Raw genomic sequence first — 14,579 nt, 5'->3', positions numbered from 1 at the left:
TCGCGATCTTTCAGATTCGCTTCTCGCGCTTTAGGTGTTTGGTTTTGCGCATGTCATCGTCGCAAAACCGCTGCACACTTTCGCGCGGGCATGCTTTAGTTGATGAAATTGCCGACCGGCCGCCATTCGATGGCGGCATGGCCGGCCGTTTCCGCAAACAACGCCTCAACGAAATCCCAGGCAAGATCGTCGTGGACGAGATGGTGGGTCATCACGCCGATCGGTTCGTCATTGCCGTCGAAGCGGTTCTGAAGCTCCTCCACCAGGCGTCCGATCATGTCAGCATGCGGCAGTCCTCCGCGCACGCCGTGCCATCGCATGATGTCGATATGCGTGTTGACCAGGCCGATGGGTGCCTGCTTGGCCAGCCCGAAAACCGAGACGGCACGGTAGCCGAACGGTTCGAGATGCGGGAGCAGTCCATCGTCGATCCGGTTCCATGGCGGCACCAGCAAAGGGCAAAACTGCGTGGGATAAAGGGCTTGCAGCTTGTCGAAGCCGCGATGAAGCTCATCGAGCACGATAGCCTTAGGCCGGTGCAGGCCGAGCTCCTGCTTCTTGGTGTCATCAGGAGCATAGTTCCGATGTGTCCAGCCATGCACCGTCGCCGTGATGCGGCTTTCGGCCGCCAGCCGTTCGGCCAGAGCTTCGCCTGTCGGCGCCGGAATGATCGCGAGTGCCATCGGCACGTCGAACCGATTGGAAAGCGATAGAAGCCGGTCGAGGGCAGGGGTCGGCTCGATGGCGTCGTCGTCGCGGAACCATAGCTTCGCCTTTCGCCCGGCCGCGCCCCAGCGCCGCAACTCCTCGCGCAAGGGCTGCCACTCGGCTCTATCGTTCATAATGGCTATCTCCCAGATAGTTTCGAAGGATGGTTTCGAGCCGTTTCGATGCGGCGCTCAAGGAACGCTCCTGATGGACGAAGCCGTAGGCGGCGTCCGCCATGGCCCGTCGCTGCTGCTGATCGCCGAGGAGCTGCGAAATTGCATCGGCATAGGCCTTCAGATCGCCCTCCGGCGTCAGCAATCCGGTTTTTCCCGCCATCACCACCTCCGGCACGCCAGCCGTCGCCTGCGCGATCACCGGAAGGCCGGCCGCCTGTGCCTCAAGATAGGCAAGGCCATAAGCCTCATTGCAACCAGGCCAGACATAAAGACCGGAGCTCGCAAGCTCCTCTGCGATCTCCGTCGTGGAGCGTTCTCCGCGCCACTCTATCCGTCTCTCGTCGAAAGTCGAAAACAGTGATCTCACCTCGGTCCGCATCGGCCCATCGCCGATGACCGTCAGGATCCAGTCCTGATCGCGGATGAGATCGAGCGCTTTGGCCAGTATGGTGTAGCTGTCGAACTTGTCGCCCTTGCGCAGCATCGCCACGGTGATCAGCCGTCGCGGATCGGAGGACGAGCCCGCGAAGGGGGCGGCATCGATGAAGGGCAGGAAACGCTCGTAGCGGCCCTCCGGAATCGCATCCTCAAGGCCGAGCCGGTCCCTTTCGGTAAAGCACAGATTGACGGCGGCAAGCCTTACTGCATCGGCAATGAGGCGCTGGTTTTCAACCCAGCCGTTTTCGTCATGGCGGCGGGAATAGGATGCCTCCGCCGTGACATAGGGAATGCCGAGCCCTCTCGCGATCGGTGGGCCGATAAGATCGGGGGTCTTGTAATAGGGATGGTAAGTGAACCACAGGTCGGGCGGCGTCTCATCCTGCCAGCGCTCGAGCAGGCGATCCACTTCGCCTTCCGCCTGCCGTGCGATTTCCACGCGTGGACCGGCCTCCGGCGTCGGCGTGAAGCTTCGCAATTCGGAAGCGACGTCGACCCGATGCCCTGCCATTTCCAGCGCCGCGATGATCTGGCGAGCCATCAGCCGATCGCCGGAAGGGACCGGGTGGCCGGGAGATTTCAAGGGGGCGTAAAAGGCGATCTTCATGCTGCCGGCACGTGGTTGACGATTAAGTGATGGTATGAGCCTGAATCGTGAGAAAGTTGCCCGAATTCCGACCGGTTGCGTGACAATAAGATCCCTGCTTCAAAAAGCCGCATCCTCGACAGTATGCGGGGTTGCGGCTACTGCATAATTCCTTAAATCGGAATCGATTTGAGGATAAAATTATGCAGCAGATTAAAAGTGCTACGGCGATCTTTGCGCGTCATATATGACGCGCGGTACCGTAGATGAATAGGCGATAGCCGTTTTCCCACCTGTTGTGAACGGGCAATATACATTGGGTTTGATGACCATCGAGGCAAGAAAGCCAATCATGTCCGACCGCCTCGTGCGAAAGCTGCGCCTTGGCTCCGGTTTGATCGTATTCGCCTTCGTGATCATGCATCTGGCCAATCATGCCCTCGGGCTGATTTCGCTCGGCGTGGCCGAACATGCGCAACATTGGTTCATGTTGGTTTGGCGCAATCCGGTTGGAACCGTGCTTCTTTATGGCGCCCTGATCGTCCACATTCTGCTCGTGCTTAAGATGCTTTACAGGCGCCGCACGCTTGTCATGCCTGCCGGCGAGGCCTTCCAGATCGTTACGGGCCTGCTGGTGCCGGTGCTTCTGATCGATCACATCGTCGGCACTCGCATCGTGCATGAGGTTTATGGCTATCACGACACCTACAGCGCGATCGTGCGCACCCTCTGGATAACATCGCCGGTCAACGGCGTGCGTCAGTCGCTCGTGCTTCTGATCGTCTGGCTTCATGGCTGCATCGGCGTTCATTTCTGGCTGCGCTATCGTGCCTGGTACATGGCAATCGCGCCCGTCATGCTGTCGCTTGCCATCGTTCTGCCGATTCTCGCCTTGCTTGGCTTTGCCGCAATGGGCAAGACGGTGGCACATGAGGTCGCTCAGGAGGACGAGCGCGGCTATCCCGGCGGCTACTATAGCGACATGCGAAGCTATGGCGAGACGGGGTCGGTGCCGGGCAGTCAGATGGTCGAAACTCTATGGCCCTACCGCGCCGGGTTCTATGGGGCATTCAGCCTGTCGATCGTCGCTCTCTTCGGTTTCCGCGCGCATCGCAGACTGCGTGAGCGGCAATATCAGATCGCCATCCGCTATGCGGGCGGGGAGGTCGTGCATGCGCCACGCGGCTTCAGCGTACTCGAGGCAAGCCGCCTTGGCGGCATACCGCATTATTCGGTTTGCGGCGGCAAGGGCCAGTGCTCCACGTGCCGTGTCCAGATCATTGAGGGGCAGGAAAACCTGCCGCCGCCGGAGCCGCTGGAGCAGAAGACGTTGAACCGGATCGGCGCTACGCCGGATGTCAGGCTTGCCTGCCAGCTGCGCCCGACCGGCAATGTCAGCGTCCTCCCGCTCCTGACGCCGATGGCCGAGGCGACGATCCCGGTTTATAGCCAGACCGCCAGCCCAGGCCGCGAGCGCGAGATCGTCGTCTTCTTCTGCGATCTGCGCCATTTCACCGCGCTGACGGAATCGCGGCTTCCCTTCGACATCGTCTTCCTGCTCAACCGCTATTTCGCCATCGTCGGCCGCATCATCGAGGAGAATGGCGGCCGTATGGACAAGTTCATCGGCGATGGCGCGATGGCGCTCTTCGGCCTGCGTACCACGCCGAAGGAGGCAAACCGGCAGGCCTTGAAGGCCGCGGCCGCGATCATACGGGAGATCGACAAGCTCAGCGCGGAACTGGCCGACGAACTGGCCGCTCCGCTTGAAATCGCCATCGGCCTTCACAGCGGCTCGGCCGTGGTCGGCTCGATGGGATATGGCAGCGTCAAGAACGTGACGGCGATCGGCGACACGGTCAATGTCGCCAGCCGCCTGGAAAGCGCCGCCAAGGAATTCAACAGCGCGCTCGTCTTTTCCGAGCCGGTGGCCCGGCTCTCGGAGGTCGATATGGAGGGCATCGAAAGCCGCGAGATTGCCGTGCGCGGTCGCGGCGAGCCTTTGCGGGTCTATATCGTTTCGAAGGAAACGAGCGGCCGCTTTGCCTGATGTGCCGACAGGGCACCGGCGGCGTATCAGCCGATCTTCTCCGTTTGCAACGCAACGGCCCTGGTGTAGGGATGCTCGCCATGTTCGACCGCAAGCTGCTTACAAGAAAATACTGGCGCCGCGCCCTTCGCAGGAAGCGGGATGCGATCGCCACTCGCCTGTTCGACACGCGCCTGGGTCGGGACATTCTCGTCAGCGCGCTCGGTCCGCGCGTCAAGACGATGACGGTGGACTGCGGCGACCATGTCCTGAGCTTCTCACCGGCCGATTACATCGGCCGTAAGGTGTTTCGCAAAGGGCATTTCGAGCGCGATCATGTCGCCCGGCTGCTGAGCGTGCTGCGCGAGCGCGGTCTGCTACGCAAAGGCTCTGTTCTTCTGGAGCTCGGCGGCAATATCGGTACGCAAACCTGCTATTTTGCCCTCAGTGGCGCCTATGACCGCATTGTCAGCGTCGAGCCGGATCCGCGCAATTTCCGGCTGCTGGCGATCAACGTCGCCGATAACGGCCTGCAGGAGATGGTAACGGCGGTCAATTGCGCCGCCGGCGATCGCGGGGGGCAGCTCGATTTCTATCTCAATCACAAGAATCACGGCAAAAGCAGCGCGTTGCGCCAAAGCGCAACCGACGAGAAAATCTCGGTTCCCGTCCTGCCCGTTGGCGATATTCTGCAGCAGGCCGGCATCGATCCCGCCGATATCGGCCTGATCTGGATGGATATCGAAGGCTATGAGCCCGTTGCTTGCCGGTCGATGCAGGCACTGATGGCACGCAAGGTGCCGCTCTACATGGAATTTACCCCCGCCTTCTACGGCAAGGATCAGGCCAAGGCTTTCATTGCCGATCTCGCCAGGCACTACGGCGAATGCCTTGCATTTTTCGAAGACGGCGAGCAGACGATGAAAGTCGTCGAACTGCCCAGCGAAGGCGAGCAGTTCGATGTGCTGTTTCTACGCTGAAATTAGCGACGCCGATAGATGAAATAGCGCCCTTGCTTGACGGCAGCGGGCAGGGGAAGCGCCTGAAGATCCGGATGATCGAGGGGAAGGCCGCTGACGGCAATCCCGCCTGAAACGAGCACGCCGGCCATGATCCCGGGCAACCAGGTCAGCGTCACCGCATCCTTGTCCTCGTAGCCGGTGCCGATATCGGCATGGGCAAGCGAGGCCTTCGCGCCGACGAAGCCCCTGGCCGTGTCCTTGATTTCACCGAGGATGAGATTGTCGGCCGACGGCATGGACGGGCCGTAGGCATTGGCCGCCCGATCGAATGCGATGATGCGGCGATCGGGGAAAAGTTCGCGCAGATGGTCGAAGGTGCGGCCATTGCCGAGCCCCAGTTCCAGCACGGGTCCGTCAAGCGTTCTGACCTCCTCGGCAACGGCGTTGAGGATGTCGCGCTGCGCACTCAGGCGGCGAATGAAACTATCCAGGCGGCTCATCGTATTTCAAATATCCTTGGCGTCTTGTGCCTCTCTCCCGACCGGAGTAGCACGGCCCGCATCGCGGCGTCGACCGCCCGCTGGTTTTTCGGCGCTTTTGCTGTAGGGATAGATCGTCGCGGTGCTCACTGAAGGGGGAAATATCATGGTCGAACCACCGAAAGATGATTTCTTCCATAAACTCACGGGCTTCACCCGTTTCGAGGGCGTGACCGACAGCGCCAATTATCAGCCGCTGCCGGACGACTGGTTGATTGCGATCGCCGATATCGTCAGCTCGACGAAGGCAATCGCCGCCGGCCACTACAAATCAGTCAACATGGCGGGCGCCAGCGTGATTTCCGCCGTGCTCAACGCGTTGGAGAGAGGTGATTATCCCTTTGCCTTCGGCGGGGACGGCGCTTTGGTGGCGATCCCTCCGTCGGGAGAGGAGCGGGTACGCCGTGCGCTGGCGGCCGTCCGGGCCTGGGTGATGGAGGAATTGCAGCTCGACCTGCGCACGGCCCTGGTGCCGATGACGGTGATCCGCGGCGAGGGCCTGGACGTGCGGGTCGCCCGCTTCAGCCCGAGCAACCACGTTTCCTATGCCATGTTTTCCGGCGGCGGGACGAGCTGGGCGGAACGGCAGATGAAGGCAGGACGATTCATCGTCGAGGCGCCGCCGACAAAGGTAGAGCCGGATCTGACCGGCCTTTCCTGTCGTTGGAACCCGATCAAGGCACATAACGGCGAGATTGTCTCCATCATCGCCATTCCGGGCGATGCCGGCAACGACGCTAGGTTTCAACGGCTGGTCGCCGATATCATTGCCATCTCCGCCGAGCAGAACCGCGACGGTCATCCGGTGCCGGTCGAAGGCCCGACGCCGGCATTGAGCTTCGACGGCGCGGATATCGAAGCGCGCGCCGTGGCCGCTCCCACCGATCGCTGGTGGCGAAAGCTGGCCATCGATGCGCAGATCGTCCTCGTCTGGATTCTCGACAGGTTCGGCATCAGGGCCGCGACCTTCGATGCCAAGATCTATCGGCGGGACCTTGCAGCAAATTCCGATTTTCGCAAATTCGACGATGGACTGAAAATGACGATCGACGTCGATGCTGCGCATCTCAAGCGCATCGAGGCGCGTCTGCAGCAGGCGGAGGCCGCAGGTGTCTGCCGCTTTGGACTGCACCGGCAGGACAGCGCCCTGATGACATGCTTCGTGCCGACACCGCTTATGCGAGACCATATGCATTTCATCGACGGTGCGAGCGGCGGATATGCAATGGCGGCAATGGCCTTGCGGGAAAAGAGGCCGCCGGCGCTTGCCGCGGGCGAGTGATTTTCACGCGATGGAGCGGTGACGCGACTGGCAGCCTCGGGCCGCGGTCGCGATTTTATCGATCCGCTTCGTTTTTGCCATTGTTTCAGCGTCATATGCGCCTTATCTCAAAGAGAACAAAACGAGAGTCGCCGGTTGCGGCGATCGTCTTTTGCTGCATTTCATATGCGGGGGTGCGGGAGAAATGCAGCCGGATTTCTGGCGTCGACATGACCTGACGAAGGAAAGCATCGACGCTGTCGCATGGTGATTTTGTCCGACCTCAAGCCGATAGGCAGGGGGTTGCGGAGACGGCGGCATTCCATGGCCGGGACGAAACATCAGGCATTGCAATATGGACCGCGGGGATAATGACTATTCATTCGAGTGTTTCCGATATTCTTCTCGATAAAGTAGCGGAATGGCTGACGCAGGCGGCGCTGACCGGCGAAAACCTGGAGACCATCGTGCGGGGCTTCTGCGAGCGCATGGCGGCGACGGGGATGCCGCTCGTTCGCGTGCATCTGACCTTTTCTATGCTGCATCCGCTTTATGATGCTCTCGGATTTACCTGGCGGCGGGCGGGCGGCCTGACGATCGAAGGCTATCGCCATGTTAACGATCGGCCGGAACGCTTCATGCAGAGCCCCTATTACTATCTTCTCTCCAATAATCTCCTGCATTTGCGTCGTCGGATCGATGTGGATGGAGCCGTGGAGTTTCCGATTTTCGAGGACCTGCGCAAGGAGAAGGTGACCGACTATATGGCCTTCGTGCAGACCTTTGGAGCGGGTTCTGTCCAGGGCATGATGGGTTCCTGGTCAACCGACAGCATCGGCGGCTTCAGCGAGGAGATGATCGGAGCGCTGATGCGCATGCAGAACCATCTCGCCATGGCGGCCAAGATGGCGGTTCTAGGTAAGCTCGCCAACAACATGTTGACCACTTATCTCGGCGGCGACGCCGGCAAGCGCGTGCTGAACGGGCAGATCCGCCGCGGCGACGGCGAGACGATCCGCGCGGCGCTGGTCATGGGTGATATGCGGCAATCCACCGTCTATGCCGAAAAGGAAGGGCGGCAGGCCTATATCGATACGCTGAACGAGTTCTTCGACGCGATCGCGGCCCCCTTCAACCGCAATGGGGGCGAAATCATGAGCTTTCTCGGCGATGGATTCCTGGCGGTCTATCCCTGCGGCCGCCACAAGGATCCGTCCAAGGTGGCTTGCGAAGCGGCGCTATCGGCCGTTTTCGAGGCGCAGCGCCGCGTTGCTGCCCTCAACAAGGATCGCCAGGCGCGCAATTTGAGCGAGGTGCGTTACGGAATAGGCCTGCACGTCGGCAACGTCATGTTCGGCAATGTCGGATTGAAGGATCGGTTGACGTTCTCGGCCTTCGGCGCCGCCGTCAACGAGGTGGAGCGGCTGCAGTCCCTGACCAAGAAATATGGAACGGAGGTTGTCGCGAGCCAGGCCTTTTCCGGCTACACCGACTGCGAGTGGGGAACACTCGGGGAAGAAAAGCTGCGCGGCGTGCGCCAGCGCTTTACAGTGGTCTCTCCGATGGCAGCCTCCATTGCCAATGGTACGGTGGAGGTTTTCCACGACGCGGCGGCGGACGGGCTCTCCGAAGCCGAGCAGGTTATCCTCCTGCACAGGGATGCCAAGAAGTTCGAAGGCCGTGTTCAAGTCGAAAACCTGACCCAGTGACCTCTGCCGCAGCCTGGTTCAGCATAGGCCGATATATCACTGGAAAGACGACAGATTTTTTACAGTCTTTGCACCGCCTTGACCAGCTAGACACCCGTTATGCCCTACGTTAGTGTGCCGCCTAAGGCCACAAAGGTCATGTGAGCGGGAAGTAATATGTATGGCGTCAGGGACTGATCTACTGCGTATTGAGAACCTCGACGTCTCGTTTTCCCTTTACGGGGACAATCTGCGTGTCGTCAAAAACGCCGGTTTGAGGGTGCTTCCCGGCAAGGTCACGGCCCTTGTCGGCGAGTCCGGTTCCGGCAAATCCATTATCAGCCAGTCGATCATGGGCATCCTGCCGACGCCGGCAACCGCGACGGGGCGGATCCTTTTTACCGACCCACTCGACGGCGAGACCACCGATCTTCTCCAACTGCCGCGTGATGGCGCCGCTATGCGCAGGCTGCGTGGCGCGCGCATGGCCAAGATTTTCCAGGAGCCGATGACGTCGCTGTCGCCGTTGCATACGGTGGGCAACCAGATCAGCGAAGTGCTCCGTATTCACAGCCCCGACACCAGCAGGGCGGAGCAGCGCGAGAAGACTGAGGAAATGCTGAGCCTCGTCGGCTTTCAGGATCCCCAACATACTTTCGACATGTATCCTTTCCAGCTCTCCGGCGGCATGCGCCAGCGTGCGATGATCGCCATGGCGCTGATCTGCAATCCGGCGCTGCTGATTGCCGATGAACCGACCACCGCGCTTGACGTCACCATCCAGGCGCAAATTCTCGGTCTGCTGCGCAACCTCCAGCAAACCTTCAACATGGCGATGCTCCTGATCACCCATGATCTCGGTGTCGTGGCGAATATGGCCGACGAGGTCGTCGTTATCTATCACGGCGAAATCATGGAGGCCGGGCCGGTCGAAACGATCTTCCGCCAGCCGCAGCATCGCTATTTGAAGGCCCTGATGTCGGCGGTGCCGCATTTCGACATGAAGCCGGGCGAACGGCTGAAGTCCCTTCGGGATGTCCCCGTCAATCTCGGCACCTTTTCCGGCAAGAAGAAGCTGATCGGCAACGGCGCGCCCGCCACCGGCACGGCACCCGATGTCCTGCTCAGCGTAAGCAACCTGACCAAGACCTATACATCGAAGGCCGGCGGCCTGTTCGGCAGGCGGGACGGCACGAAGTTCCGTGCCGTCGATAATGTCAGCTTCGATATCCGCCGCGGCGAATGTCTCGGCTTGGTCGGCGAAAGCGGCTGCGGCAAGACGACAGTGAGCAAGATCCTCATGCGCGGCATCACGGCCGACAGCGGTTCCGTCAGCTTCGACGACGGCAGCGGCAAGATCGACGTGCTGTCCGTCAAGGGCGACGAGTTGATGGATCTGCGCACGAAGATACAGATGGTCTTCCAGGATCCGGTTTCGTCGCTTTCTCCGCGCATGACGATCCGCAATATTCTGAGCGAGCCCCTGGAAATCCATGGGCATGGCGATAGTGCCGAACGCAAGGAGAAGGTCGAGGCGCTGATGCAGGCGATCGGCCTCGACAAGCATTTTCTCAGCCGTTACCCGCACAGCTTTTCCGGCGGCCAGCGCCAGCGCATCGGCATTGCGCGCGCCCTGGCACTTGGGCCGAAGCTTCTCATCCTGGATGAGCCGGTCTCGGCACTCGATGTGTCCGTTCAGGCGCAAATCCTGAACCTCCTCAAGGACTTGCAAAAGGAACTCGGCCTGACCTACCTGTTCATCTCGCACAATCTCGCCGTGGTCGATTACATGGCGGACAGGATCGCCGTCATGGCGCGGGGGCGCATCGTCGAAATCGCGCCGCGCGAAATCATCCTTCGCGATCCCGTTCATCCCTATACGCGCTCGTTGCTTGCCGCCGTCCCGTTCCCCGATCTCGACCGGCCTCTGGATTTCTCCGCTCTGAACAGCGAGGGACCGGCCGCCAAACAGAAATGGGGGCCGCAATTCTCGGAAAGCGCGGACGGAGACCTTGCCTATGCTGATCTGGGCGGCGGCCATTTCGTTCGCGCCCGCCGGGGCGTCGAAGCCCAGGAGCTGCGCAAATGGTAACGCGGCGAAGCTTTCTCGGCCTGCTGGCTTCCACCATATTGCCGCCGCCTCTTGCTGCGGCGGAGGTCGACAACGAGCCGGACTATCTCGCCGATTGGCTGCGAGCCGGCCAGATGCCGCATCTTGCGAAGCGGCTGCCGAAATTTCCGCGCGTCGTCAATGTCGCCGCCATGGGGCGCACGCCCGGCCGCTACGGTGGCTCCGTCCGTACGATCATCGGCAGCCAGAACGATATCCGTCTCATGACGATCTACGGCTATGCGCGCCTCGTGGGTTACGATCGCACGCTGACGCTTCAGCCGGATATTCTGGAATCCTTTTCCGCCGTCAACGACACGGTCTTCACCTTCAAGCTGCGTGAAGGGCATAGATGGTCCGATGGGCATCCGTTCACCGCCAACGACTTCCGTTACTGGTGGGAGGATGTCATTCTCAACAAGGAGTTGACACCCGGCGGTGGCGCGCTCGAATTGCGCCCGCACGGAAGCCTGCCGAATTTCGAGATGCTCGACGAGCTCACGGTGCGCTACACCTGGGATGATCCCAATCCGAATTTCCTGCCGATCCTTGCCGCTCCGCAGCCGCTCGTCATTGCCGGGCCGGCCCACTATCTCAAGCAGTTCCACAAGAAATACCAGGACAAGATTCGTCTTTCATCGCTGATGCAGGAAAACAGAGCGAAGAAATGGCAGGATCTGCATATCAAGATGGGCCGCTCGTACCGCCCGGAAAACCCCAATCTGCCGGTGCTCGACCCGTGGAAGAATACGACGGCGCCGCCGGCGGAGCAGTTCGTGTTCGAGCGCAACCCCTATTTCCATCGCGTCGACGAGAACGGCCGGCAACTGCCCTATATCGATCGCATGATCCTGGACATCAGTTCGTCGTCGATCATTCCGGCCAAGACCGGGGCAGGAGAAAGCGATCTTCAGGCAACCGGCATAGACTTCAACGACTATACTTTCCTGAAAGAGGCCGAGAAGCGCAATCCGAGCAAGATTAAGGTCGATCTTTGGAAGGCAGCGCGTGGATCGCGTGTCGCCCTGTACCCCAATCTCAACAGCGCCGACGCCGTCTGGCGCGACCTCTTGCGCGATGTTCGGGTCCGCAGAGCGCTGTCGCTTGCGATCGATCGTCACGAGATCAACATGGCGGTCTTCTACGGTCTCGGAACAGCGAGCGCCAACACTGTGTTGCCTGACAGCCCGCTTTTCAAACCCGAATATGCCTCTGCCTGGATCGCGCATGATCCGGATCAGGCCAATGCTCTTCTGGACGCCGCCGGCCTTGACAAGCGGGATGAAGACGGGGTCCGCTTGCTGCCGGACGGCCGGCGAATGGAAATCACCGTTGAGACACCGGGCGAAAGCACGCTTGACACGGACGTGTTGGAATTGGTTACCGATCATTGGCGCAAGGTCGGCATTGCACTTTTCACCCGCGTATCGCAACGCGATATTTTCCGCAGCCGCGCCATGGGCGGCCGCATTCTGATGTCGCTGTGGTACGGCCTCGACAATGGGGTGGCGACGGCCGACATGAATCCGGGCGAATTGGCACCGACGACCAATGACCAGATGCAGTGGCCGCTTTGGGGCATGTACTATCTATCGCGCCAGACACAAGGCGTGGCGCCGGACGTGCCGGAGGCAACCGAGCTGATCAAGCTGCTGGGCGAATGGGAAGAGGCTGCCTCCTCCTTCGAGCGGGCCGAGGTCTGGCACAAGATGCTGAAGATCTATACGGACCAGGTTTTCTCCATCGGTCTGGTCAACGGCACTTTCCAGCCGATCGTGCATTCGGCGCGCATGCAGAATGTGCCGGAAAAGGCGCTCTACGGCTTCGATCCGACCTGTCTGCTCGGCGTCTACATGCCGGATACCTTCTGGATGAAGGAGGATCGTCCGAATGCTTAGATATATTCTCTGGCGCGTTGCGGTGATGCTTCCGACCCTGATCGTCATCTCGATGCTGGTCTTTACGATCATCCAGCTGCCGCCCGGCGACTTCTTCGATAGCCAGATCGCGGAATTGCGCGCCCAGGGTGATACCGCGAATCTTCAGGATATGGAGAATCTTCGCCACGAATATGGGCTCGACAAGCCCTTGCCGCTTCAATATCTGCACTGGGCCGGAGGTATGCTGCATGGCGATTTCGGCTATTCCTTCGAGTATCAGCTGCCGGTTTCGGAAGTGGTCGGCGATCGGCTCTGGCTGACCATCCTCGTGTCGATGACGACGATCCTTCTGACCTGGTTGATCGCCTTCCCGATCGGTATTTATTCCGCCACCCATCAATACAGCTGGGGCGACTACGGGCTGACCTTCCTCGGGCTGCTCGGTATCGCCATTCCGAACTTCATGCTGGCGCTGATCCTGATGTATTTCGCCAATGTCTGGTTCGGCGTATCGATCGGCCATTTGATGGATCAAAAATATCTCTCGCAGCCGATGAGCTGGGAAAAAGCGCGCTCGATCCTGTCGCACCTGTGGATTCCGGTCATCATCGTCGGCACGGCCGGAACGGCGGGCATGATCCGCCGCCTACGCGCCAATCTGCTCGACGAGATGCAGAAGCAATATGTCGTCACAGCGCGCGCCAAGGGGCTGCATCCGTTGAGGGTGCTGGTGAAATATCCATTGCGCATGGCGTTGAATTTCTTCGTCGCCGATATCGGGTCGATCCTGCCGGCGATCATTTCCGGTGCCGAGATCACCGCCATCGTGCTGTCTCTGGAGACGACCGGCCCGATGCTGATCCGGGCCTTGCAGAGCCAGGACATGTATCTCGCCGGCTCTTTCCTGATGTTCCTGGCCTTTCTCAACGTCATCGGCGTGCTGATCTCGGATATCGCCCTTGGCTTTCTCGATCCCCGCATCCGCTTGCAAGGCAGGAGCACAAAGTGAGCGTATCCCTGCCAAAGCCCGGTGCTCCTCTAGAGCACTATGTCTCGAACGCGAATTTCGATCCAGATCAGTTCGAAGCCACGTCCGCAGGCCAGCAACGCTATTACATGGCGTCGCAAAAGAAGCTGATGTGGTGGAAATTCAAGCGCCACAAGCTTGCGCTTGCATCCGGCATCTTCCTTCTGCTGGCCTATGGCATGATCGTGATTGCGGAATTCCTGGCGCCCTACGGGCTGCACACCCGCAATGTCGACTATATCCATTCGCCGCCGCAGATGATCCACCTGTTCGACAAGGGCAATTTCGTCGGGCCGTTCGTCTATGGCCGCAAGATGACGCTCGATATCGACTCGCTGCGCCGGATCTACACGGATAACCCCTCCGATGTGCAGCCGATCCGTTTCCTTTGTCGCGGGGACGCCTATCGCTTCTGGGGGCTGGTGGACTCGAACCTTCATCTGGTTTGCCCGGCCGTCGGCGGCCAGATGTATCTGCTCGGCACCGACAGGCTGGGACGTGACGTGCTGTCGCGCATCATCTATGGCGCGCGCATATCCCTGACGATCGGGTTGATCGGCATTTCAATCAGTTTTCTGCTCGGCATCGTCATCGGCGGGCTTGCCGGCTATCATGGCGGCCTTTTCGATCTTCTCGTGCAGCGCGTGATCGAGGTGCTGCAGTCGCTGCCGAGCCTGCCCTTGTGGATGGCGCTTGCGGCGATCATGCCGGTAAGCTGGAGCCCGATCATCGTCTACTTCGGCATCACCATCATCCTCGGCATCCTGGATTGGACAGGCCTTGCGCGCGCCGTACGCTCCAAGCTTTTATCCTTGCGCGAGGAGGACTACGTGCTTGCCGCGCAACTGATGGGAGCAAGCACGCCCCGCATCATCGGCCGTCACCTCGTCCCCGGCTTCATGTCGCACCTGATCGCTACCGCAACAATTTCGGTGCCGAGCATGATTCTCGGCGAAACTGCCCTAAGTTTCCTTGGATTGGGCCTTCGTCCGCCGATCACGAGTTGGGGCATCCTGTTGACCGAGGCCAAGAACGTCAGCGTGATCGCCTTCTATCCATGGCTTCTTTTTCCGATGATCCCGGTGATATTGGTTATTCTGGCGTTCAACTTTTTAGGAGACGGGTTGCGTGATGCCGCCGATCCCTACAAATAGCAGGGTGAATGGCGAAGACAG

Annotated in this window: 11 protein-coding genes; 8 read left to right on the top strand and 3 right to left on the bottom strand. The window is 60.2% G+C overall.

Annotation, left to right across the window (positions count from 1 at the left end):
- Nucleotides 1-95: 95 nt before the first annotated feature.
- Both FHT84_RS25500 and FHT84_RS25495 read right to left on the bottom strand, forming a co-directional pair.
- On the bottom strand, nt 96-842 hold the full coding sequence (locus FHT84_RS25500; protein WP_113249745.1) for a polysaccharide deacetylase family protein: 747 nt from the start codon (nt 840-842) through the stop codon (nt 96-98).
- Complete coding sequence (locus FHT84_RS25495; RefSeq protein WP_112342435.1) at nt 832-1,929, bottom strand: glycosyltransferase family 4 protein; 1,098 nt, start codon at nt 1,927-1,929, stop codon at nt 832-834. The genes FHT84_RS25500 and FHT84_RS25495 overlap by 11 nt, the downstream gene beginning before the upstream one ends.
- 304 nt (nt 1,930-2,233) lie before the next feature.
- Between FHT84_RS25495 and FHT84_RS25490 the strand changes: the two genes are divergently transcribed.
- Entirely contained in the window at nt 2,234-3,958 is a 1,725-nt protein-coding gene (locus tag FHT84_RS25490) for an adenylate/guanylate cyclase domain-containing protein (RefSeq protein ID WP_113249766.1), read from the top strand.
- An 80-nt stretch (nt 3,959-4,038) separates the two neighbouring features.
- Nucleotides 4,039-4,917 (top strand): FkbM family methyltransferase, encoded by an 879-nt coding sequence (locus tag FHT84_RS25485; RefSeq protein WP_113249765.1) that lies wholly within the window; start codon nt 4,039-4,041, stop codon nt 4,915-4,917.
- A 2-nt stretch (nt 4,918-4,919) separates the two neighbouring features.
- Here the strand turns inward: FHT84_RS25485 and FHT84_RS25480 are convergent, their stop codons facing one another.
- Nucleotides 4,920-5,399 carry a class I SAM-dependent methyltransferase gene (locus tag FHT84_RS25480; protein WP_112342433.1) on the bottom strand — a complete coding sequence of 160 codons (480 nt, stop codon included), beginning with the start codon at nt 5,397-5,399 and terminating at the stop codon, nt 4,920-4,922.
- A 145-nt stretch (nt 5,400-5,544) separates the two neighbouring features.
- On the opposite strand from FHT84_RS25480, the gene FHT84_RS25475 reads away from it, so the two are divergent.
- The 6 genes from FHT84_RS25475 to FHT84_RS25450 all read left to right on the top strand — a co-directional run bounded on the left by FHT84_RS25475 (nt 5,545) and on the right by FHT84_RS25450 (nt 14,558).
- Complete coding sequence (locus FHT84_RS25475) at nt 5,545-6,720, top strand: DUF3095 domain-containing protein (protein WP_112342432.1); 1,176 nt, start codon at nt 5,545-5,547, stop codon at nt 6,718-6,720.
- A 350-nt stretch (nt 6,721-7,070) separates the two neighbouring features.
- Nucleotides 7,071-8,408 (top strand): adenylate/guanylate cyclase domain-containing protein, encoded by a 1,338-nt coding sequence (locus tag FHT84_RS25470; RefSeq protein WP_112342431.1) that lies wholly within the window; start codon nt 7,071-7,073, stop codon nt 8,406-8,408.
- 160 nt (nt 8,409-8,568) lie between these two features.
- On the top strand, nt 8,569-10,479 hold the full coding sequence (locus tag FHT84_RS25465; protein ID WP_112342430.1) for an ABC transporter ATP-binding protein: 1,911 nt from the start codon (nt 8,569-8,571) through the stop codon (nt 10,477-10,479).
- Nucleotides 10,473-12,395 carry an ABC transporter substrate-binding protein gene (locus tag FHT84_RS25460; protein WP_112342429.1) on the top strand — a complete coding sequence of 641 codons (1,923 nt, stop codon included), beginning with the start codon at nt 10,473-10,475 and terminating at the stop codon, nt 12,393-12,395. Before FHT84_RS25465 ends, FHT84_RS25460 begins: the two co-directional genes overlap by 7 nt.
- A complete protein-coding gene (locus FHT84_RS25455; RefSeq protein ID WP_112342428.1) occupies nt 12,388-13,386 on the top strand; it encodes an ABC transporter permease in 999 nt (332 codons plus the stop codon). The genes FHT84_RS25460 and FHT84_RS25455 overlap by 8 nt, the downstream gene beginning before the upstream one ends.
- Entirely contained in the window at nt 13,383-14,558 is a 1,176-nt protein-coding gene (locus tag FHT84_RS25450; RefSeq protein ID WP_112342427.1) for an ABC transporter permease, read from the top strand. Before FHT84_RS25455 ends, FHT84_RS25450 begins: the two co-directional genes overlap by 4 nt.
- The last annotated feature ends 21 nt before the right edge of the window (nt 14,559-14,579 follow it).

Origin of the sequence: Rhizobium sp. BK289, from assembly GCF_014193575.1 — a bacterium.
GTDB lineage: Bacteria > Pseudomonadota > Alphaproteobacteria > Rhizobiales > Rhizobiaceae > Rhizobium > Rhizobium tropici_C.
The sequence above is the reverse complement of the archived record's forward strand: the minus strand, read 5'-3'. Positions and strand labels throughout refer to the sequence as shown.

What these genes read in the sequence shown, in the direction of transcription:
- FHT84_RS25500 (WP_113249745.1), bottom strand. Translation starts at nt 842, where the DNA reads ATGAACGATAGAGCCGAGTGGCAGCCCTTGCGCGAGGAGTTGCGGCGC.
- FHT84_RS25495 (WP_112342435.1), bottom strand. Translation starts at nt 1,929, where the DNA reads ATGAAGATCGCCTTTTACGCCCCCTTGAAATCTCCCGGCCACCCGGTC.
- FHT84_RS25490 (WP_113249766.1), top strand. Translation starts at nt 2,234, where the DNA reads ATGACCATCGAGGCAAGAAAGCCAATCATGTCCGACCGCCTCGTGCGA.
- FHT84_RS25485 (WP_113249765.1), top strand. Translation starts at nt 4,039, where the DNA reads ATGTTCGACCGCAAGCTGCTTACAAGAAAATACTGGCGCCGCGCCCTT.
- FHT84_RS25480 (WP_112342433.1), bottom strand. Translation starts at nt 5,399, where the DNA reads ATGAGCCGCCTGGATAGTTTCATTCGCCGCCTGAGTGCGCAGCGCGAC.
- FHT84_RS25475 (WP_112342432.1), top strand. Translation starts at nt 5,545, where the DNA reads ATGGTCGAACCACCGAAAGATGATTTCTTCCATAAACTCACGGGCTTC.
- FHT84_RS25470 (WP_112342431.1), top strand. Translation starts at nt 7,071, where the DNA reads ATGACTATTCATTCGAGTGTTTCCGATATTCTTCTCGATAAAGTAGCG.
- FHT84_RS25465 (WP_112342430.1), top strand. Translation starts at nt 8,569, where the DNA reads ATGGCGTCAGGGACTGATCTACTGCGTATTGAGAACCTCGACGTCTCG.
- FHT84_RS25460 (WP_112342429.1), top strand. Translation starts at nt 10,473, where the DNA reads ATGGTAACGCGGCGAAGCTTTCTCGGCCTGCTGGCTTCCACCATATTG.
- FHT84_RS25455 (WP_112342428.1), top strand. Translation starts at nt 12,388, where the DNA reads ATGCTTAGATATATTCTCTGGCGCGTTGCGGTGATGCTTCCGACCCTG.